The sequence below is a fragment of the Providencia xihuensis genome (assembly GCF_041953405.1).
In the GTDB taxonomy this organism is placed as follows: Bacteria; Pseudomonadota; Gammaproteobacteria; order Enterobacterales; family Enterobacteriaceae; genus Providencia; species Providencia vermicola.
Genome location: NZ_CP169565.1, coordinates 3,396,019 through 3,416,397 on the forward strand (window position 1 = coordinate 3,396,019; position 20,379 = coordinate 3,416,397).

The window sequence follows — 20,379 nt, forward strand, 5'->3', positions numbered from 1 at the left end:
GCCTCAATAGTCAATAAACGTCTATTGAGGCTAGTGATATTAAACTAAGCAATGAGTTGCCCCTGTATATCAGCAATTCCCACTGTTACAATACATCCTGCGTTAAATTGCAAAAAATCCTCTTCAATCCCATCTGAAAAAATCACGCCGTTATCAGGCATTAAAGACTCCAATGCTAACGGGCTATTAGGTTCTATCGTTCCAAACACCCACTTTATACCCGTTGTTTTACTGAGAAATGGCTCTCTCACGCTAAACTGTAACTTATTATCTCCCCATGCAAATCCACTCGCAAGTGGATGGTTTTTCGTGCCTGTTATAGCCTGAGCCCCCGCTAAAATAGATTGAAACCACCCTGTAGACCCTAGTCCTGTCGAAATAATGATCCCTGAGGACGACTGAAACTCTTGTTCACCTTGCCAGTTAAGGAGATACCGCGCTGATGTATGGCTTTTCGGGCCAATAAATAAGTCATTTACCGCCAATAAAGACTGCCCATCATTCGTTATCGCCTCAGCAAAAGTGACCGACTTTTGCGCCATTTTCCCTTTTAATGTTTGAGTCACGACCTCCTTTAATTGGTCTATTTCAAAAGGTAATAACTTACCATCCCAGCGTTTTGGATCTGGATTGATAGCAATCACAGGCTGCCCCTGCAAGTATTTTAACGTATTCGCGACCAAGCCATCTTGCCCAATCACCACCACAATATCCTGTTTGGAAAATTGATAACTGGGCAATAATTTTCTTTCTAGTAATTGAAATCGACCTAGTGATTTCAGTACTGATTCTGCTTGAACTAATTGTCGCTGGTATAAATCATGTTCAAGCAGATAATCATCAACTTCAACATGGTTATGTTCTAAATAGAATTTCGCTTGCGGCCATGTATTAAAACGTTCAATGAGTTCTTGTAAGCGTGTCTTACGCATAACCAAAACAAAACGTGCATCATCAATTACTTTCATTATTTAGCCCCCTTTTTCATTAATTGACCGAATAAATCAGGGGAGATATTGAGCTCACCTATTTTCCCTGCATTTTGAGCCAGTGATTCAAACGCCATCGCCATCAACTGTTCAGGGCCCATTTTGGCAAGGGCTAACGCTTTTAAGTTCTCCACGGGTAATTGGCTATAAGCTTTCATTTTTGATTCAATGGAATAAGCATCCGCATCGGATTGAATACGCTGGTTCCCGACACTAAGTGCCACCAATTCTTGGCGTTTCTCTTCAGCATTCACTTGTGCGGTCAGTTCCTCTTGTTCAATTTCAGCCCGCTCACGTAATAATTTACGTTCATTGTCTAACCGAGCTTCTTCGATTTGCTGCTCCTTTGCTTGAACAGAAAGATCGGTTTCTAATTCAGCTTCCTTGATAGTGCGTTCTTGTTCAACGGAGAATTTGCGCCTTGCGTAAATAGCATCATCCGCCTCTTTTAAAATAGACTCCCTCGCCTGCGCTTCAAGTGCTTTCAAGGTTTCTGGCGATGGTGTAATCGCTGCAATAGAGACCTCAAGAATGTCTATTCCTAATGAATTGATAACCGACTGCTCAGTTAACTGCTGGGAAACCAACGTGACTAATGAACGGCTAATTAATAGTGCATCACGTAATGATGTACTTTGGATTTTTGCTTGGATCACTGTTTGTGCTGCTCGTACTACCCTGTCGCTCATCTTTAACGGATCTTCAGATGAATAGCCTTTCCCATCTTTAGTTAAGTTAAAATTTAATACATCGGCCGTTTTTTCAGGCTCTTTGACTTGAAATGAAATTTGCCCCTGTACTCGTAAGCTTTGAAAATCAGCCGTTTGCAGATTAAAAATAAACGGCGCCTCTTGAGCATTGAGAGGCAAAGCGGCTATCGATGTTTTGTCTGCGTTATACCAAAAACTGATCCCTTTGCCTTGCTTACGTACCTTTCCATTCACTGATTGAATAACAAAAGTGGATGAGTCTGCTTTGAAATATTTAAAGTTAATCATAGTGGAACCCTCATTAATGTCTTTATGACCTTAATTAATTATTGTCCTATAGACACAAACAAGTCAAGTATTAAATGTCTTAATGACAATAATTGTTTTTGCGTGTATGATTTAGCCCTATACTTCATCTTTAACGTTGAGTGGTAACAATATGAATGAAAAAGAGTTTCTCGCTAGCTATGACAGAAAAGATTACTTATCACCTTTACTCACTGTCGATGCCGTTTTGTTTACTTACCATGAAAACACGTTGAAGGTATTACTGGTTGAACGAGCAAGTTTCCCCGAAAAAGGGAAATGGGGCTTACCCGGGGGATTTATTGATGAGCAAAGTGATCAAACGTTAGAAGAGACGGTTTTGCGCAAACTAAACGAAAAAACAGGCGTGATCCCCCCTTATATTGAGCAACTTTGTACAGTCGGCAACCACCAACGCGATCCGCGTGGTTGGTCTGTAACAGTGTGCTATACCGCGCTGATCGCTTATCAAGCCTGCAACGCGCATATTGAAACGGTGGACTCCGTCAAATGGGTGGCGATTGATGAGATTGAGCATCTTTCTCTCGCTTTTGATCATCTAGAACTTTACCAACAAGCCAGAGCACGCTTAACACAAAAATCACTGTATTCCATTGTGCCAGGATTTGCCCTTCCCGATGAATTCACCTTAGCAGAATTGCAACATGTGCATGAAGTCTTGATTGGTAAGCCATTGCAAAATAAGTCTTTTAGACGTCGCCTAGAACAAGCAGATTTATTGATTGATACAGGGAAAAAGCGCCATGAGCGCGGCCGACCCGCTAATTTATACCGTTTAAAGCCCCAATCAGCCGATTACCGTTTTATTCGCAATTTAGAGTTTTAGCTATTGATATGCCTGATAAAAATGCTTATCAGGCACTATAAAAGAGATTAGTGGCAAATAGCTGGCGTCACAATGTAGGTGAAAACCAATTTATCTGATTTATGGTAATTGTGTGTGATCCCTTCAGGGAACATTTCATGCAGCATTTTCATGCCAACGTCTTTACCACAATAGTTTTTATCTAAGATTTCACGCATATTTTGCTGCCAGTTCTTTCCTTCCAGAACATTATCAGGGATCCCCTTGATTGTGTACTGATAAAACAGCATACCATTTTGGTTTGCCGTAACTTCCGTCAATAATGTGACGTCGTCAATCAACATCGGTAATGCTTTTGCCATTTCGGTCAAGAAAACCTCTCGTAATAACGTCGGGTCATCGTCTCCTTTGGCATTAAACGCATTAATTTTCTCTTCCGTTGAATTGGCTTTGATTTCATCATAACGCTGTTTTAATTCTGAATTTGCAGTCGTTCCTGATGTTTGTTCAACGGGCTTTTTCTCTTCGGCATCGGGGGAACATCCCGCAATTAATACCGCACCTAGCAATAACCCAACCACTTTTTTGAACACAACCATCCCATCCACCCATTTTATTATTTACATGTCAGATGAGTTTACCACAACGATAAATTAAACTTATAGACGGAAAAGTCCCCTTTTTTAACCCAAAGGGGACAATGAAGATACTAAAATGAGGCCAACCACATGCGCATTTTTAAGCCGTAAGAACTGGTCCAGCCCGAAGTAAAACTGACTAATTCACCGTTATCAATCACCATAAATGTTGGTGTTGCACTAACCCCCACTGCATTGGAAAGCTGCCCGCTAATGTCGTTGATCACAGGAAACGTTAAGTCCTTGCTTTCCATTCCTTTTATTAAACGCGGTGTTTCACCCGAACGTATTGCAACCGAGATAATTGGCATACCTGATTGACTTAAATCGGATACCGTTGGCGATGTTAAATTGCATACCCCACACCATGTTGCCCAGAAATAAACCAATATGGGTTTTTCCTTGCTTAGTTCAGCCAATGAAACGGTCTCACCATTAACCAAAGTGTGTTGCTCCAATAGCACAGGTGCAAGCGCTTGTGGTTTGCGCCACAAGTCCATGACGGTAAAAGCAATAAATAAAATAATCGCCAAAACAATAATTTCTTTAGACCACTTTTTCAGTTTATTCATAAGGTTATTAACCTATTTGTTATCAAATAGTACAAATCTAGAATGTAAGAAACCAAAACATTCAATTGAAATGAATGCCTTGCTATTTAAAATGCTTGGTTTTTATACTCTAAATAATTCGCGTTATGGCTAGGCGGCAAACGAGACTATCGTGGGGAGCATACACAAGTATGTGACCCACGTAGTCGAGAGCAGCCAACAACGCCATAACACGAAGTATGACGAGATAATTTATCCTCTAAATAATTGGTGTTGAGGCTAGGCGGCAAACGAGACTATCGTGGGGAGCATACATAAGTATGTGACCCACGTAGTCGAGAGCAGCCAACAACGCCATAACACGAAGTATGACGAGGATAACCAACAACGCCACAGCGCGAAGTATGACGAGGATAACGAGGATATTATTTGAGCTTAGCTAGCTGCTCCTTCACCACCGCTTCAAACTGCTGTGCATCGATAGCCCCTGGGATCATCTCATCACCCACCAGCGTTGCAGGCGTTCCGTTTACCCCAAGTTTTTCTGCTAACATCATATTTGTACGAATGCCTTCACGGCTTTTCTCACTCGCTTTAAGCTTGTCGTTACCCGTTGCTTTGAGCGCATCTTTGATATTTGCATCTGACAGCATGCCTTGCTTTTGCATAAATTTATGATGCAATGCTTCAAATGCTTTCGGGTCTTCTTGCCAGAGTGTCATGGTTAATTGTGCTGAATCTAACGATGTTTGGCCTTTAAATGGTAAATACTTGATCACCACTGCAACGTCATCTGGGTATTTTTTCACGATATCCATCAGTTGTGGGTCAAAACGTTTGCAATATGGGCAGTTAAAATCGGTAAAGTTAACTAACACCAACTTGGCATCTTTTTTACCTATGCGCGGGCTTGTTGGGTCGTTAAATAAGGCATTGTGCTCGGCTTTTAGCGTTTCTTTCATCTGCGCTTGTTGTTTTTCACCTTGCTTCGCTTGCAGCGCAACAATAGCTTCTTCCAAAATTTCTGGGTTTTCAACTAACGTATCACGTACCAATTTACGCACTTGCGCTTCTTGGTCTGCCGTTAATGGGGCGGCTTGAGCTGTTGCCCCCATCATGAGAGATGAAAATAGAACAGCTAAAATTGTTTTTTTCATTTTGTGGCTCCTTTGGCCTGATTCATAACTGAGATTAACGATTCACGGTCAAGTATTGTTGACAGCACCTCGCCGCCGGCCAAGTTAGGGCCATAAATCTGATTAAAAGGAACTGCGACTTGCCCACGTTTTTGCAAGAACGCAGTAATTTCAGGAGACGGTTTGGTCCAATCTCCACGTAATGCGACAACATCTGGCTCACCTAATAGCTGCTGAATATCATCTCTTAATAGTACATTGTATTTATTTGCCTTGCAGGTAACACACCACTCTGCCGTTACATCAATAAAAACGCGCTTGTTTTGTGCTAGGGCATCGGTAATTGCCTGCTCAGTTAAAGGTTGCCAATTCACTGTATCTTTGACTAATGAGCGACTTCCTGCCTGCTGTCCTTGGGTCATCCAAACAAAAGTGCCCGCAAACAATGTAAATAATACTAAGGGGAAAATAGCCGCTTTTATCCCTTTTTTGATAGCAATAAAGACCACCAGCAAGACTAAGAATATCATGGCAATCGCGGTGGAGTAGGTTGCACCAAAATGAGGAATTAATAAGCTAATTAACCAAAGGCTAGACACTAACATCATCAAGCCAAGCACCGCGCGTAATTTCAGCATCCATGTGCCAGGTTTCGGAAGTAATTTTGCAATAGCAGGGAAAGCGGCAATCAGTAACCAAGGTAAACTCATTCCAATACCTAATGCAGTGAAAATTAACCATAACTCACTCATTGGCGCGGCGAGCGCAAAGGCTACAGCGGTGCCCAAAAATGGTGCAGAACACGGAGTGGCTAATAACGTTGCAAATACGCCTTGCCAGAAATGCCCACTATTCCCCTGTCCCCCCGCTGTCGCGAGGCGTGTATTCGCTTTACTGCCAAGGTTAATTTCGAATAAACCGAATAAATTTGCTGTAAACAATGCGGTAACTAGAACCATAAAACCAATAAACCACGGGTTTTGGAATTGAATTCCCCAACCAACTGCTTGCTGGCCAACACGTAACAGCGTCATCAACAGAGCGAGTAACCAGAAAGAAACTAAGATCCCAGAGGAAGAGAGTAAAAATTGACGACGAATGGTTTTTTGTTCACCCTGTGGCACCATCAATACGGAGCCGAGTTTCATTGCAAGCACAGGAAGAACGCATGGCATCAAATTAAGAATTAGTCCGCCAACGACAGCGAACAAGACCACTTGCCACAACGAAATTGCGCTTCCCGCTCCATTTGGGCTAATTGTGCCAGTAAATGGCGTCACTTCACTGCTAATTTGCTGGGAAATGTCACCATCAGTGACCACAAATGATACGGTTTTTCCTGTTAAGTTTGGTGATTCCTCCCCCCAATCATCACTTACATCAATGATTGCGGTAAGGCTATTCCCTGATGTTTTAATCACTGGCACCCCTAAAACAGCGCCATCGACTACATCAGTGAAAATATTTGGTTTAATCCATGCACTACCTGAATTTTTTTGCAGCTCAATAACCAATTTTTCATTGGCAAAACCCGCTTTTGCTTGCTCAACCAAACCACTCGTTGGTGGCACCGCCCCTTTGGCTTGGTTAAAAGCCCACGTAAAATCAGCGGGGGCTGGCTCCGTTAAATCAAGCTCAAAAGGATAATCAGTTAAAATACAGACATTGCTACAGGTCGATAACGTTAAAACACCTGTTAATTTATCGAGTTTGTCTTTGCTAGAGACTGTAATGGGGAAAATAATATCGCCCATATAGCCTTGAGTTGACACCCCAGCCACATCAAAACGCCCAGGTGCGGGCCATTGCCAATCTATTGTATCGACGGGTGTTGACCAAACGATTTCAGGTGCGACGCCCCCTTCTCCCGGTGAGCGCCAATAGGTCTTCCAACCATCATCGAGTTTCACATCCAGCAAAATATCAATTTTGCCATCGTCCTGTTGAGTCGAACTCAGCAAACGCACTTGTGCATGCATTGGGGTGTTATCACTCATCCACCCAGTTTTTGCAGGTTGCAGCCACCCCGTATCAGCAGCCTGTAAACTGCTCGAAAATAGAGCAAATAAAATCAAAAATGAATTAATTAAAAAACGCATTGTTTCCTCCAGAATAAATTACACCAACGAATTGAAATTCGTTGTGCGCTAATTCCGAAGATTACAAAACTGTAAGTGTCGTCTGACTCTTGGAGGGGCATGCTTTTCTTCATTGTTTGCTCTAGATATAAATAGATTAGTGCAAAATACCATTAATGCAGCTAAAGCAAGAAACATAAAGAAGAAAGGCTCGATAACAGCAGGTAGCAAAGTGATTAATGATTTAGCACTAAGCTCACAACTAGAAAGATGCGTACTGCTATCACTTTGTTCTAATTGAGATTTATCGGTATAGGTAAGGTTAGATCCAGCATGACTTTGTGCGTGAACTAAAACGTTCGGCACAAAAAAATTGGCAAATAGACGCTCTCCGACGGCGCGCTGATTCATACAAATCAATACCATCAGACAGGCGAATATCACTAATCCTTTACCTAATTTTAAATGCCTGTTCATGCGTTTCTCGGTATATCTTCCTGAAATAACACCAATTAAACAACTTTAGCAATAATAACGGTAGAAATCTAACTTTGACTAAAACCGTTATGCCATCTATAAGTTAAATGGAGGTTACATCTTACACAGCAAAACATTCCGTACAAGTAGCATCATCTAACTTTACAAATACATTTCCCTTTTCGATAAACAAAAACTTACCTATCTCTAAAACTCGGCACAGAAATTGCTACATCTTATACAGGAATGAAAGTGGCGATAGTTTGCACCCTAACAGTGCGCGATTATCAGTTTTAAACAATTTTTAGTCGTTATTCACCATATTAGTGCGCTGATTCAAGAATGCACCAAATAATATGCGAGATAGCTCCCGAAATTGAAACAATCCATTTTCATTAGTTAACAAATTTAATTACTTTTTAACAATAATAAAACATACAGCCGATGATCGTGGCGTTATCGAAATCCTCGACACATCAGCAAACATAACACAACAAAACTAACGTCATTCAAGTGTAACCTCGTTCCATGACAGGTCACCTTTGAAATATGACGGGTTTACACCGATGTTCTAAAGGAGCTGTAATTATGCGTATAAGTAAGCTTGTATTATCAATGATGATTTTAGGTGCGACCTGCGCAGTTCAAGCAGACGAGCTAAACGGGACTCTGAAAAAAATCAAAGATAACGGTGTCATTGTTGTTGGTCACCGTGAATCTTCTGTACCGTTTTCCTACTATGACAATAACCAGAAAGTCGTTGGTTATTCACAGGATTACTCAAACGAAATCGTTGATGCCGTGAAGAAAAAATTAAATATGCCAGATCTGCAAGTGAAATTAATCCCAATTACGTCGCAAAACCGTATCCCATTGTTACAAAATGGCACCTTTGACTTCGAGTGTGGCTCAACCACCAATAATATAGAAAGACAAAAACAAGCGGCGTTCTCCAACACAATTTTCGTGGTTGGTACACGCTTACTGACTAAGAACGATTCTGGCGTCAAAGATTTTGCGGACTTAGCAGGGAAAAACGTTGTTGTAACCTCTGGTACAACGTCTGAAATCCTGTTAAATCAATTAAATGACGAAAAAAACATGAAAATGCGCATTATCAGCGCCAAAGACCATGGTGATTCATTCCGTACTTTAGAATCTGGCCGTGCCGTTGCCTTTATGATGGATGACGCACTGCTAGCGGGTGAACGTGCTAAAGCGAAAAAACCTGAAATTTGGGAAATCGTTGGTAAGCCACAAACTGAAGAAGCCTATGGCTGTATGTTGCGTAAAGACGACCCGCAATTCAAAGCACTGGTTGACGAAACTATCGCAACCGCACAAACCTCAGGCAAAGCTGAAAAATCCTTTGATCGTTGGTTTAACCAACCTATCCCACCAAAAAATCTGAATCTGAAGTTTACGTTGTCCGATGAAATGAAAGCACTGTTTAAAGCGCCAAATGACAAAGCACTAAACTAATAAAAAAGACAAACAGGGTGTTACTGGAAGTAAGGGTTGCAAGGCGGTCGTTCCCCGCCTTGCTCACTCTTCACAGTATTCGGGACAATCTAATTGCCCACAGGAAGTCAAAATTATGTCAATTAATTGGAATTGGGGAATATTCCTTCAGGAAGCCCCGTTTGGGAATACCACTTATTTAGGGTGGTTAATATCTGGCCTAGAAGTCACTGTCACACTTTCTATTTGCGCATGGATTATCGCATTCTTAGTCGGTTCATTTTTCGGTATTTTACGTACAGTCCCTAACCGCTTTTTAGCCTTTTTAGGTACCGCTTATGTGGAATTATTCCGTAACGTGCCACTCATCGTGCAATTCTTCACGTGGTATTTAGTGATCCCTGAGCTGCTTCCCCGCTCAATTGGCGATTGGTTTAAAATGGAGTTAGATCCTAACTATCAATTTTTTATTTCTTCAATGTTATGTCTGGGGTTATTTACCGCAGCACGTATGACCGAACAGGTACGCGCCGCAATACAATCACTGCCTAGAGGGCAAAAAAGCGCAGCGTTAGCGATGGGCTTAACCTTGCCACAAACCTATCGTTACGTATTATTGCCAAATGCGTATCGCGTGATCTTGCCTCCAATGACCTCAGAAATGTTGAACTTGGTGAAAAACTCTGCCATTGCCTCCACCATCGGCTTAGTCGATATGGCGGCACAAGCAGGTAAGCTGCTCGATTACTCAGCTCACGCATGGGAATCATTCACTGCAATTACATTAGCTTATGTAGGTATTAACGTCATCATTATGATTTTGATGGCGCTATTAGAGCGTAAAGTTCGCTTACCTGGCACATTAGGAGGGCGATAAAATGATTTATGATTTTGATTGGAGCTCAATTGCCCCAAGCATGCCCTTCTTAATTGATGGCTTTATTGTAACGGCTAAAATCACATTAACCGCTATTGTAGTAGGGATTTTATGGGGAACCGTCTTGGCGGTCATGCGTTTATCAACTTTCAAGCCAATTAGCTGGTTTGCTGCGCTTTACGTGAATACGTTCCGTTCCATTCCACTCGTTATGGTCTTGTTATGGTTCTATTTAATCGTTCCAAGCTTATTACAAAATGTTCTAGGCTTATCACCAAAAAATGATATTCGTTTGATTTCAGCAATGATAGCCTTCTCTCTTTTTGAAGCGGCTTATTACTCCGAAATCATTCGTGCGGGTATTCAAAGCATTTCCCGTGGACAAGCCTCTGCTGCGTTAGCGCTAGGCATGACACAAATGCAAACCATGAGACTCGTCGTGTTACCGCAAGCGTTTAAAGCGATGGTACCACTGTTATTAACACAAGGTATTGTGTTATTTCAGGACTCATCCCTTGTGTATGTCCTGAGCTTAACCGACTTCTTCCGTACCGCCACAAATATTGGTGAGCGAGATGGCACACAGGTAGAGATGGTACTGTTTGCAGGTCTGGTGTACTTTATTATCAGTTTTGGCGCTTCAATGTTAGTGAATTATCTTAAGAAAAGGACTGTTTCATGATTACCCTGAAAAATGTATCCAAATGGTATGGCCAATTTCAGGTGCTCACAGACTGCACAACTGAAGTTAAAAAAGGTGAAGTTGTCGTCGTATGTGGGCCATCTGGTTCGGGTAAATCCACATTAATAAAAACAGTGAATGGCTTAGAACCTATTCAGCAGGGTGAGATTTTTGTGAATGATATTCAAGTCAATAGCAAAAAAACAGACCTTGCAAAACTACGTTCTAAAGTGGGGATGGTATTCCAACACTTTGAATTATTTCCACATTTATCCATTATTGAAAACTTAACACTGGCGCAAGTTAAAGTGTTAAATCGCGATAAAAAGGAAGCAGAAGCAAAAGGACTTAAGCTCTTAGAACGAGTTGGCTTAGCAAGTCATGCAAATAAGTTCCCAGCGCAATTATCTGGTGGCCAACAACAGCGCGTTGCTATCGCTCGCGCACTTTGTATGGATCCAATCGCAATGCTGTTCGATGAACCCACATCAGCACTTGACCCAGAAATGATCAACGAAGTGCTAGATGTCATGGTGGAACTCGCCAATGAAGGCATGACCATGATGGTGGTCACGCACGAAATGGGCTTCGCCAAAAAAGTGGCTAATCGCGTGATTTTTATGGATGAAGGGAAGATTGTTGAGGATAGTAAAAAAGAAGAGTTCTTTGCTAACCCGCAATCCGACCGCGCCAAAGATTTCTTAGCGAAAATTTTGCATTAATTTTTTACAGGGAGCCACTTGGCTCCCTCCTCTTCAGATTGCAATTTCACACCGATTCACACACCAAATTGCGATTATCCGCGAATAAAAATCCACAACAACTCGCTGAATTTGAAATAGTTCAAGAAACCACTACCATTTGCCTGACTTTTTAGTTAAGTTGTTTGGTTATCAGAGTAAAATATTCTGACTCCGTTCCCCGAAAAGCAATATCCAGCTTCCCCCGTAGGTTCAGCTAATCAACTATTGTTGTTTTCGGTGAGGATCCGCTATGCTATGCGGATCTTAATTAAGAAAGACATTCACGCTACAAATGTAGCATTTATTCACCATAGGATTATCGGTGCCATGCAAGAACAATATCGTCCAGAAGATATAGAGCCTAAAGTACAGCGTCACTGGGATGAAAAAGCAACTTTCAAAGTGACTGAAGACAACAGCAAAGAAAAATACTACTGCCTGTCCATGCTACCTTACCCTTCTGGTCGACTACACATGGGCCATGTACGTAACTACACCATGGGTGACGTTATCTCTCGTTACCAACGTTTGTTGGGGAAAAACGTTCTCCAACCAATTGGTTGGGATGCGTTTGGTCTACCTGCTGAAGGTGCTGCGGTTAAAAATAACACTGCTCCTGCGCCATGGACTTATGCCAATATTGATTACATGAAAAGCCAGCTTAAAATGCTCGGCTTCGGTTACGATTGGGATCGCGAAGTCACGACTTGTACCCCTGAATATTACCGTTGGGAACAATGGTTCTTCACTAAGCTGTATGAAAAGGGTTTAGTGTATAAAAAAACCTCAGCGGTCAACTGGTGTCCACATGACTTAACCGTTCTGGCTAATGAACAAGTCATTGATGGGTGCTGCTGGCGTTGTGATACCCCAGTTGAGCGCAAAGAAATCCCACAATGGTTCATCAAGATTACTGACTACGCAGAAGAGTTGCTCAACGATCTGGACAAATTGGACGATTGGCCTGAGCAAGTTAAAACGATGCAACGCAACTGGATCGGCCGCTCCGAGGGGACTGAGATCACCTTTAATGTTGCTGACCGCGATGAAACCTTAACGGTTTATACCACTCGCCCTGATACCTTTATGGGTGCAACTTATGTTGCCGTTGCCGCAGGTCACCCTTTAGCAAAAGAAGCCGCTACGAATAATCCTGAATTAGCGCAATTTATTGATGAATGCCGTAACACCAAAACCGCAGAAGCGGATATGGCAACGATGGATAAAAAAGGGATGGCAACAGGCTTATTCGTTGTACATCCATTGACTCAAGAAAAACTGCCAATTTGGGTCGCAAACTTTGTATTAATGGAATACGGTACTGGCGCGGTTATGGCCGTCCCTGCTCACGACCAACGTGACTGGGAGTTTGCTCACAAATACAATCTGCCAATTAAAGCCGTCATTGCTGATGCAGAAGGCAACGAGCCTGATTTATCCCAAGAAGCCATGACGGAGAAAAACGCACTGATTAATTCAGGTGAATTCAGCGGGTTAGACCATCAAGCTGGTTTCAATGCGATTTCAGACAAACTTGTTGCACTGGGTGCAGGCCAACGTAAAGTCAACTATCGCTTACGTGACTGGGGTGTTTCACGTCAACGTTACTGGGGCGCGCCAATCCCAATGGCAACATTGGAAGACGGCACTGTCGTTCCTGTTCCAGAAGATCAACTGCCTGTGATTTTGCCTGAAGATGTTGTGATGAACGGCATTACCAGCCCGATTAAAGCAGATCCTGAGTGGGCGAAAATGACCATTAATGGTCAACCTGCACTACGTGAAACAGATACCTTCGATACCTTTATGGAATCTTCTTGGTACTACGCACGTTATACTTGCCCTCAATATGATGACGGTATGTTAGACCCAGCCGCAGCTAACTACTGGTTACCTGTAGACCAATATATTGGCGGTATTGAACACGCTATCATGCACTTAATGTATTTCCGTTTCTTCCACAAATTGATGCGTGATGCAGGGCTGGTCAACTCCGATGAACCCGCAAAACGCTTACTGTGCCAAGGCATGGTACTTGCTGATGCATTCTATTACACGGGAAGCGATGGGCAACGTGTTTGGGTTTCCCCTGCTGATGCCATTGTTGAACGTGATGACAAAAACCGTATTACTAAAGCTGTAGACAATGAAGGCCATGAACTGGTTTATACTGGTATGAGCAAAATGTCTAAGTCTAAAAATAACGGTATTGACCCACAATTAATGGTCGAAAAATACGGCGCAGATACGGTTCGTTTATTCATGATGTTTGCAGCACCGCCTGAGCTAACCCTTGAATGGCAAGAGTCTAGCGTTGAAGGCGCCAACCGCTTCGTTCGCCGTGTTTGGCGTTTAGTGCATGAACATTCTCAAAAAGGCGCAACATCTCCTTTAGATATCAGTGCATTAACGACAGAGCAAAAAGACTTACGCCGTGATCTGCACAAAACAATCGCTAAAGTCTCTGATGATTTTAGTCGCCGTTATGCATTTAACACGGCAATTGCCGCGATCATGGAGTTCTTGAATAAATTAGTCCGTGCTCCACAAGAAACCGAGCAAGACCGTGCATTAGTCCAAGAGTCTCTCGAAGCCATTACACTGATGCTGTCACCTATTATCCCACATGCTTGCTTTGAAATGTGGAAAGCTTTGGGGCATCAAACAGACATCGATTTCGCACAGTGGCCTGTTGCTGATGAAAAAGCCATGATTGATGACACTAAGTTGGTTGTCGTTCAAGTCAATGGCAAGGTGCGTGGTCGTATTACCGTTCCAGCCGATGCGACACAAGAATTTGTCTTAGAAATGGCGCAACAAGAGCCTAGCGTGTCAAAATACCTTGAAGAGGTGAGTATTCGCAAAGTAATCTATGTTCCAGGCAAATTGCTTAACCTTGTTGTAGGTTGATATTAGGCTGTTGGCTGATAAGGAGGCCAGGTGCGTTATCTAATAACTTTATTTTTGAGTCTTGCGGTACTCGTTACCGCAGGTTGCGGTTTTCGTTTACAAGGAACAACGCAAATTCCTGAAGAATTGAAAACATTGCAGCTGAGTTCAAACGATCCATACGGCTACCTGACACGTGCCCTTCGGGAACAATTGCGACTCAATAACGTGACGATCCTCGAAACAGGCAACGCGAGCGTCCCTATTTTGAAAATCACAAGTTCCAGTGAAAACACTGAAACTGTATCGATTTATCAAGATGGTAAAGCTGCTGAGAAACAATTAACGTTCACGATGAATGCGCAGGTTTTAATGCCAGATGGTGCAATATACCCGCTGCAAAGCCGTGTAGAACGTACTTTCTTTGACAACCCATTAGAAGCACTTGCAAAAGATGCGGAAAAAGAGATTGTTAAGCAAGAAATGCAAGAGCAGGCGGCACGCAATATCGTCCGCAAGTTACTGTTGGTTCACTCAGCTGAACTTGAAAAAGCGAAAGCTCAAGCCGCTGAAGCTAACACGCAACCATAATGACGCGTATTTACCCTGAACAGTTGGCCTCTTCGTTACAAGAGTCTCTAAGAGGCCGCTATTTAATTTGGGGCAATGAGCCCCTTCTTCTTCAAGAAAGTCAGGATGCGATTCGTAAAGCCGCTATTGAGCAAGGGTTCGAAGAGCATTTTACTTTTGCCCTTGAGCAAAACACGGATTGGGATGAAATTTTTAGCTTGTGCCAAGCACTGAGCTTATTCGCCAGCCGTCAAACACTCACTTTACTGCTCCCCGAAAATGGCCCAAATGCGGCAATGGCGGAAAAATTAAACCAGCTTTCTCAATTATTGCACGCCGATTTACTGTTGGTGCTGCGTGGGCACAAGTTAACCAAAGCCCAAGAAAACAGTGCTTGGTTTAAAGCTATTAGCCAAGATGCGATTTATGTCAGCTGTTTAACGCCTGAATACCAACGCTTGCCTCAATGGGTGTCTAAGCGCGCATACAATATGCGGTTATCCCTCGAAGCTGAAGCAAACCAATTGCTTTGCTATTGTTATGAAGGGAATCTATTGGGGTTAGCTCAAGCTCTTGAGCGACTTTCATTACTCTACCCCGATGGCAAATTGACCTACCCACGAGTTGAAAGCGCGGTGAATGATTCCGCACATTTCACCCCTTTTCATTGGGTTGATGCCCTATTAGCGGGGAAATCTCGCCGCTCATGGCATATTCTTGAGCAACTTCAACATGAAGATGTTGAACCTGTTATTTTATTGCGCTCAATCCAACGAGAATTAATGCTGTTGATCACCTTAAAACGCCAATCAGCGACTACACCTTTAAAAACCTTATTTGACCAACACAAGGTCTGGCAGAACCGCCGTGGCGTGATGACTGAAGCTTTGCAGCGTTTAAGTTTACATCAATTACAATCTGCACTCATGTTATTAACTCAAGCAGAGGTTCACATTAAACAAGACTTTAGCCATTCTGCATGGCCCGATCTTCAATCCCTGTCTATGTTGCTGTGTGGCAAATCATTTGCAGAGAATTTTATTCATGGTTAATCAGTTTGCTTTTCCAAAAAAAAATACGGGTCTGCAAGCCTTATTTGGCGGAACATTCGACCCCATCCATTATGGTCATTTGCGCCCTGTTCAAGCACTCGCAAAGCAAGTTGGGTTACAAAAGGTTCTTTTGCTACCAAACCACGTTCCGCCTCATCGCCCGCAGCCTGAAGCAAGCCCATCCCAACGATTAGAAATGGTAAAATTAGCCATTCAAGGTAATCCGTTATTTACAATTGATACACGGGAACTCGAAAAAAATTCGCCATCTTATACCATTGAAACATTGACAGAATTACGCCAAGAAAAGGGCTCGACGCAACCTTTAGCGTTTATTATTGGGCAAGACTCATTACTTTCCATTAATACCTGGCACGGGTGGGATAAAATATTAGATAACTGCCATTTACTGGTTTGCTCACGTCCAGGGTATGCAACACAATTTACTGACCCGAAAATGCAAGCATGGCTTTCACAACATAAAACAGCCCAGCCCGAAAAATTGCGCAGTACACCCCACGGTTATATTTTTTTAGGGGATACACCGCTTATTAATATTTCCGCTACAGAGATACGCCAAAAATTAATTGCAGGTGATAGCTGCCGTGATTTAATTCCTGAAGCTGTTTTACAGTATATTCACCAGCAAGGTCTTTACCAACGATAAGGCCTTTCTCTTAATACATTACAGTTAGGGTAAGGCACAAAGAAATATTGCCCCTTGAGGTAATCATCGGGATATTGCCGTAGTAATTGCTGCATCATCATTAATGGCCGATTAATGGGCAAATAACCTTCTCGATAATCATTAATTAACCACAACAATCGTTTTTTCTCGTCTTGAGTTGCTTTATGTTTAAAATAGCCTTGCATATGGCTAAGTGCATTTACTTGAATATTTTTAGGCGCTACGGTTGCAAATATTTCCATCAAGCTCGCTTTATATTGATTAAAAAATAACGTCAAATTACTACCTTTGCGAATAGTCGCCACTAGACGGCCTGTTAATTGATACCCCACAGGGGAGTACGCCATAATCAAATATTTATGACGACTATGAAATTGAATTATTTCATGATGAGTTAACCGCTGTTGCAAATATTCAAGCCGTTGCAAGGTATATAATTGCGTTAAAAAAGCATCCCAGTGGGGTATATCTTGCAATTTATCTCCCGTTAAAATAGGTATATTCGCAGGAAATAACCCGATTAATTCGGATAGATTCGATAATGAACAGACCACTCCCAACGCCCCCGCTGTACAAGAAATACTCGATAGATTGGTTATGGATTCCACAATAGGAGCGATGTCATCCTGTATTTCTATCGGGAGGTGATTAATCCCTTCAAACATAAACACTTGAGGCTTAATTATTTGCACTCTGTTCATCCCATTCTAAAATATTTGTTAGGGTAAAAATTTCTTTTGTTATTTTGTAAAGTTAACACAAACTTCTTGCCCAAATGAGCAGATATCCCTATAAATTTCACTTCAAAATGAATAAAAAAGAATTTAGCCGATTTTTCTTAAAATCTAGGGTAAAATGACTCTGCTGAAAATGAGTCTAATTCGTTTATTGGCAGCAAACTATTTGTCTATAAACTACAAACAGTATTTAACATCATATTCTGTTTGTTTGAATAAAAGGTGAACCTTTTGCAAGGAACTGAACTCCAAAAATTTATTATCGAAAGTCTCGATGATGCGAAAGCCGAAGATATCATCACTATCGATGTTCAAGGGAAATCAAGTATTACCGATCAGATGATCATCTGTACAGGAACCTCAAGCCGCCATTTGATGTCCGTTGCTGACAGGTTGATTGACGCTTGCCGTAAAAACGGGTTAATGCCGTTAGGTGTTGAAGGGCAAGGAATTTCTGATTGGATTGTTGTTGATCTTGGCGATGCCATCGTTCACATCATGCAAGATGAAAGTCGCCGTATGTATGAATTAGAAAAACTCTGGAGCTGAGGTTGAAATTACAGCTCATTGCCGTTGGAACAAAAATGCCGGACTGGGTTCAGACCGGCTTTATGGATTATCTCCACCGATTTCCTAAAGATATGCCGTTTGAACTAACGGAAATTCCGGCAGGAAAACGTGGAAAAAATGCCGATATCAAGCGTATTTTGGAAAAAGAAGGCGAGTTAATGCTTGCCGCAGTAGGGAAAGGTAATCGCATTGTCACACTGGATATTCCAGGTGACCGCTGGGATACCCCCAAACTCGCTGTCCAACTTGATAAATGGAAACAAGATGGTCGAAATGTCAGCTTGTTGATTGGTGGTCCCGAAGGCCTTGCCCCTGCTTGCAAAGAAGCAGCGGAGCAAAGTTGGTCATTGTCACCACTTACGCTACCACACCCTTTAGTTCGAGTCCTTGTTGCCGAAAGTCTTTATCGGGCATGGAGTATTACGACTAATCACCCTTACCACAGGGAATAGTCAGGTTTTAATATGTTCAAAATGGCAATGGGATGAAAACACAACGCACCCCTTTTCGCGACCATACCGCTGAATCTGTCTTATTTATTCGCCGAGCGCTTATTGCCTTCGGCGTGATTGTTATTTTGACTGCCATTCTTGTCACTAATTTGTATCATCTGCAAATTGTTCGTCATGAAGATTATCAAACTCGTTCAAATGATAACCGAATCAAATTAGTCCCTATTGCGCCAAGCCGCGGAATTATTTATGACCGACGAGGAACACAACTTGCGCTTAACAGCACATTCTATCAACTAGAAATCATTCCTGAAAAAGTCGATGATTTAAAAGAAACACTTGAAAAATTACGCAATGTTGTCGATTTAACCGATGAAGATATCACTAACTTTGAAAAAGAGCGTAAACGTTCACGCCGTTTTACCTCTATTGCACTGAAAACTCAACTTAATGAAGTACAAGTAGCGCGCTTTGCAGTTAATCAATACCGCTTTCCTGGTTTAGAGGTCAAAAGCTACCAGCGCCGTTCTTACCCTTATGGATCCGCATTAACTCACGTGATTGGCTACGTCGCAAAAATTAACGATAAAGACGTAGAACGCTTGGATAAAGAAGGCGTATTGCCAAACTATGCTGCGAGCCACGATATTGGAAAATTAGGCATTGAACGCTTTTACGAAGATATCTTGCACGGTAAAACAGGCTATGAAGAAGTCGAGGTCAATAGCCGCGGTCGCGTGATCCGCCAGTTACATGAGCAACCGCCTCAAGCAGGGCGTGATATCTATCTCACTATCGACCTAGAACTACAAACTTATATCGAAAAACTGTTAACCACCAGCCGCGCCGCTGTCGTCGTAACCGACCCTCGCAATGGCGAAATACTGGCTTTGGTATCAAACCCGAGTTATGACTCAAACTTGTTTGTTAATGGTATCTCGAACAAAGATTATCAGGCGTTGCTAAATAACCCAGATAGACCGCTTATTAACCGCACCACTCAGGGGCTCTATCCTCCTGCATCAACGGTAAAACCATTTATTTCGGTTGCTGCCCTAAGCGAAAAAGTGATCACACCGAATACCACCATTTTTGACCCTGGCTGGTGGCAACTTCCTGGCTCAGAAAAACGTTACCGTGACTGGAAACGTTGGGGGCACGGTAAATTAAATGTTGTTAAATCGATTGTTGAATCAGCGGATACTTTCTTCTATCAAGTCGCTTATGATATGGGGATAGACCGTCTTTCTGCGTGGATGACGCGTTTTGGTTTCGGAGAATACACAGGCATTGACCTTGCGGAAGAACGTTCAGGTATCATGCCAACCCGAGAATGGAAACAAAAGCGTTATAAAAAACCCTGGTATCAAGGGGATACAATTCCTGTTGGAATAGGACAAGGCTACTGGACAGCAACACCAATCCAAATGTCTAAAGCATTGATGACGTTAATCAATGATGGCCAAGTCAAAACCCCTCACCTGCTGTATGGCACGAAACTGGGTAACGCAATGGTGCCTTATGAAGATAAGGAAACCAAGCAAATTGGTGACATTCATTCGGGATATTGGGAACTGGCTAAACACGGTATGTATGGTGTCGCAAATGCGCCGAACGGTACGGGTCGTCGCAGCTTTATTGGCACCCCCTATAAAGTGGCCGCCAAATCAGGAACAGCACAGGTTTTCAGCTATGAAACCTATAATGCAAGTAAGCTGGCAGAACATTTACGTGACCACAAATTAATGATTGCTTATGCACCTTATGATAAGCCAACAATTGCTGTCGCGATTATTTTAGAAAACGGCGGTGCAGGTCCAGCAGTTGGTGATATTGTTCGCCAAATATTTGACCATGTCCTGCTTGGCGATAACCGAACTGAAGTTGTCTCATCAGCAGCAGGTGTGGGGGAAGATCGCTAATGCGTGTTTTAAGAACCTTTTTTAT

The 20,379-nt window shown here is 42.4% G+C and carries 20 protein-coding genes; 12 read left to right on the forward strand and 8 right to left on the reverse strand.

The genetic code is table 11. The features are described 5' to 3' along the window. Window positions 1-44: 44 nt before the first annotated feature. Window positions 45-968 (reverse strand): sugar kinase, encoded by a 924-nt coding sequence (locus ACE2AL_RS15290; RefSeq protein WP_375083658.1) that lies wholly within the window; start codon window positions 966-968, stop codon window positions 45-47. Further along, entirely contained in the window at window positions 968-1,987 is a 1,020-nt protein-coding gene (locus ACE2AL_RS15295) for an SPFH domain-containing protein (protein ID WP_375083659.1), read from the reverse strand. The genes ACE2AL_RS15290 and ACE2AL_RS15295 overlap by 1 nt, the downstream gene beginning before the upstream one ends. A gap of 151 nt (window positions 1,988-2,138) precedes the next feature. On the opposite strand from ACE2AL_RS15295, the gene ACE2AL_RS15300 reads away from it, so the two are divergent. Further along, window positions 2,139-2,852: an NUDIX domain-containing protein gene (locus ACE2AL_RS15300; RefSeq protein ID WP_206085275.1), complete on the forward strand. Its 714-nt coding sequence runs from the start codon at window positions 2,139-2,141 to the stop codon at window positions 2,850-2,852. Window positions 2,853-2,899: 47 nt separating this feature from the next. On the opposite strand, the gene ACE2AL_RS15305 is transcribed toward ACE2AL_RS15300, so the two are convergent. The 5 genes from ACE2AL_RS15305 to ACE2AL_RS15325 all read right to left on the reverse strand — a co-directional run bounded on the left by ACE2AL_RS15305 (window position 2,900) and on the right by ACE2AL_RS15325 (window position 7,711). Further along, a complete protein-coding gene (locus ACE2AL_RS15305; protein ID WP_206085274.1) occupies window positions 2,900-3,430 on the reverse strand; it encodes a protein K in 531 nt (176 codons plus the stop codon). Between the two features lie 110 nt (window positions 3,431-3,540). Beyond that, a complete protein-coding gene (locus ACE2AL_RS15310) occupies window positions 3,541-4,041 on the reverse strand; it encodes a protein disulfide oxidoreductase (RefSeq protein ID WP_206085273.1) in 501 nt (166 codons plus the stop codon). A 404-nt stretch (window positions 4,042-4,445) separates the two neighbouring features. Further along, window positions 4,446-5,177 (reverse strand): DsbA family protein, encoded by a 732-nt coding sequence (locus ACE2AL_RS15315; protein ID WP_375083660.1) that lies wholly within the window; start codon window positions 5,175-5,177, stop codon window positions 4,446-4,448. Beyond that, the gene (locus tag ACE2AL_RS15320; protein ID WP_349416012.1) at window positions 5,174-7,255 is read right to left on the reverse strand and encodes a protein-disulfide reductase DsbD domain-containing protein; all 2,082 of its coding nucleotides are present in this window, start codon (window positions 7,253-7,255) and stop codon (window positions 5,174-5,176) included. The genes ACE2AL_RS15315 and ACE2AL_RS15320 overlap by 4 nt, the downstream gene beginning before the upstream one ends. 48 nt (window positions 7,256-7,303) lie before the next feature. Continuing rightward, a complete protein-coding gene (locus tag ACE2AL_RS15325; RefSeq protein ID WP_206085270.1) occupies window positions 7,304-7,711 on the reverse strand; it encodes a metal resistance protein in 408 nt (135 codons plus the stop codon). Between the two features lie 588 nt (window positions 7,712-8,299). Here ACE2AL_RS15325 and ACE2AL_RS15330 point away from each other — a divergent pair. From ACE2AL_RS15330 to nadD, 8 genes are all read left to right on the forward strand, one after another. Beyond that, window positions 8,300-9,193, forward strand: coding sequence for an amino acid ABC transporter substrate-binding protein (locus tag ACE2AL_RS15330; RefSeq protein WP_206085269.1), 894 nt, complete (start codon window positions 8,300-8,302; stop codon window positions 9,191-9,193). A 115-nt stretch (window positions 9,194-9,308) separates the two neighbouring features. Continuing rightward, entirely contained in the window at window positions 9,309-10,049 is a 741-nt protein-coding gene (locus ACE2AL_RS15335; RefSeq protein WP_272574312.1) for an amino acid ABC transporter permease, read from the forward strand. Between the two features lie 4 nt (window positions 10,050-10,053). Next, complete coding sequence (gene gltK, locus ACE2AL_RS15340; RefSeq protein ID WP_206085472.1) at window positions 10,054-10,731, forward strand: glutamate/aspartate ABC transporter permease GltK; 678 nt, start codon at window positions 10,054-10,056, stop codon at window positions 10,729-10,731. Further along, on the forward strand, window positions 10,728-11,453 hold the full coding sequence (locus ACE2AL_RS15345; protein ID WP_206085267.1) for an amino acid ABC transporter ATP-binding protein: 726 nt from the start codon (window positions 10,728-10,730) through the stop codon (window positions 11,451-11,453). The genes gltK and ACE2AL_RS15345 overlap by 4 nt, the downstream gene beginning before the upstream one ends. Before the next feature lie 348 nt (window positions 11,454-11,801). Continuing rightward, entirely contained in the window at window positions 11,802-14,384 is a 2,583-nt protein-coding gene (gene leuS, locus ACE2AL_RS15350; RefSeq protein WP_375083661.1) for a leucine--tRNA ligase, read from the forward strand. A 30-nt stretch (window positions 14,385-14,414) separates the two neighbouring features. Further along, complete coding sequence (gene lptE, locus ACE2AL_RS15355; RefSeq protein WP_206085265.1) at window positions 14,415-14,954, forward strand: LPS assembly lipoprotein LptE; 540 nt, start codon at window positions 14,415-14,417, stop codon at window positions 14,952-14,954. Beyond that, complete coding sequence (holA, locus tag ACE2AL_RS15360; RefSeq protein ID WP_206085264.1) at window positions 14,954-15,985, forward strand: DNA polymerase III subunit delta; 1,032 nt, start codon at window positions 14,954-14,956, stop codon at window positions 15,983-15,985. The genes lptE and holA overlap by 1 nt, the downstream gene beginning before the upstream one ends. After that, on the forward strand, window positions 15,978-16,652 hold the full coding sequence (gene nadD, locus ACE2AL_RS15365; protein WP_206085263.1) for a nicotinate-nucleotide adenylyltransferase: 675 nt from the start codon (window positions 15,978-15,980) through the stop codon (window positions 16,650-16,652). Before holA ends, nadD begins: the two co-directional genes overlap by 8 nt. Here the strand turns inward: nadD and ACE2AL_RS15370 are convergent. After that, window positions 16,640-17,365: a YbgA family protein gene (locus tag ACE2AL_RS15370; protein ID WP_375083662.1), complete on the reverse strand. Its 726-nt coding sequence runs from the start codon at window positions 17,363-17,365 to the stop codon at window positions 16,640-16,642. The two genes, nadD and ACE2AL_RS15370, sit on opposite strands and share 13 nt — an antisense overlap. A 267-nt stretch (window positions 17,366-17,632) precedes the next feature. On the opposite strand from ACE2AL_RS15370, the gene rsfS reads away from it, so the two are divergent. From rsfS to mrdA, 3 genes are read left to right on the forward strand one after another with little or no spacing between them, the layout of a single operon-like run. Continuing rightward, window positions 17,633-17,959, forward strand: a complete 327-nt coding sequence (gene rsfS / locus ACE2AL_RS15375) for a ribosome silencing factor (RefSeq protein WP_206085261.1) — start codon at window positions 17,633-17,635, stop codon at window positions 17,957-17,959. A gap of 2 nt (window positions 17,960-17,961) precedes the next feature. Further along, on the forward strand, window positions 17,962-18,432 hold the full coding sequence (gene rlmH, locus ACE2AL_RS15380) for a 23S rRNA (pseudouridine(1915)-N(3))-methyltransferase RlmH (protein ID WP_206085260.1): 471 nt from the start codon (window positions 17,962-17,964) through the stop codon (window positions 18,430-18,432). Window positions 18,433-18,464: 32 nt separating this feature from the next. After that, window positions 18,465-20,354, forward strand: coding sequence for a peptidoglycan DD-transpeptidase MrdA (gene mrdA / locus ACE2AL_RS15385; protein ID WP_206085259.1), 1,890 nt, complete (start codon window positions 18,465-18,467; stop codon window positions 20,352-20,354). The last annotated feature ends 25 nt before the right edge of the window (window positions 20,355-20,379 follow it).

Bases quoted from the DNA above. Each gene is read 5' to 3' on its own strand.
- ACE2AL_RS15290 (WP_375083658.1), bottom strand. From the start codon at position 968: ATGAAAGTAATTGATGATGCACGTTTTGTTTTGGTTATGCGTAAGACA.
- ACE2AL_RS15295 (WP_375083659.1), bottom strand. From the start codon at position 1,987: ATGATTAACTTTAAATATTTCAAAGCAGACTCATCCACTTTTGTTATT.
- ACE2AL_RS15300 (WP_206085275.1), top strand. From the start codon at position 2,139: ATGAATGAAAAAGAGTTTCTCGCTAGCTATGACAGAAAAGATTACTTA.
- ACE2AL_RS15305 (WP_206085274.1), bottom strand. From the start codon at position 3,430: ATGGTTGTGTTCAAAAAAGTGGTTGGGTTATTGCTAGGTGCGGTATTA.
- ACE2AL_RS15310 (WP_206085273.1), bottom strand. From the start codon at position 4,041: ATGAATAAACTGAAAAAGTGGTCTAAAGAAATTATTGTTTTGGCGATT.
- ACE2AL_RS15315 (WP_375083660.1), bottom strand. From the start codon at position 5,177: ATGAAAAAAACAATTTTAGCTGTTCTATTTTCATCTCTCATGATGGGG.
- ACE2AL_RS15320 (WP_349416012.1), bottom strand. From the start codon at position 7,255: ATGCGTTTTTTAATTAATTCATTTTTGATTTTATTTGCTCTATTTTCG.
- ACE2AL_RS15325 (WP_206085270.1), bottom strand. From the start codon at position 7,711: ATGAACAGGCATTTAAAATTAGGTAAAGGATTAGTGATATTCGCCTGT.
- ACE2AL_RS15330 (WP_206085269.1), top strand. From the start codon at position 8,300: ATGCGTATAAGTAAGCTTGTATTATCAATGATGATTTTAGGTGCGACC.
- ACE2AL_RS15335 (WP_272574312.1), top strand. From the start codon at position 9,309: ATGTCAATTAATTGGAATTGGGGAATATTCCTTCAGGAAGCCCCGTTT.
- ACE2AL_RS15345 (WP_206085267.1), top strand. From the start codon at position 10,728: ATGATTACCCTGAAAAATGTATCCAAATGGTATGGCCAATTTCAGGTG.
- leuS (WP_375083661.1), top strand. From the start codon at position 11,802: ATGCAAGAACAATATCGTCCAGAAGATATAGAGCCTAAAGTACAGCGT.
- holA (WP_206085264.1), top strand. From the start codon at position 14,954: ATGACGCGTATTTACCCTGAACAGTTGGCCTCTTCGTTACAAGAGTCT.
- nadD (WP_206085263.1), top strand. From the start codon at position 15,978: ATGGTTAATCAGTTTGCTTTTCCAAAAAAAAATACGGGTCTGCAAGCC.
- mrdA (WP_206085259.1), top strand. From the start codon at position 18,465: ATGAAAACACAACGCACCCCTTTTCGCGACCATACCGCTGAATCTGTC.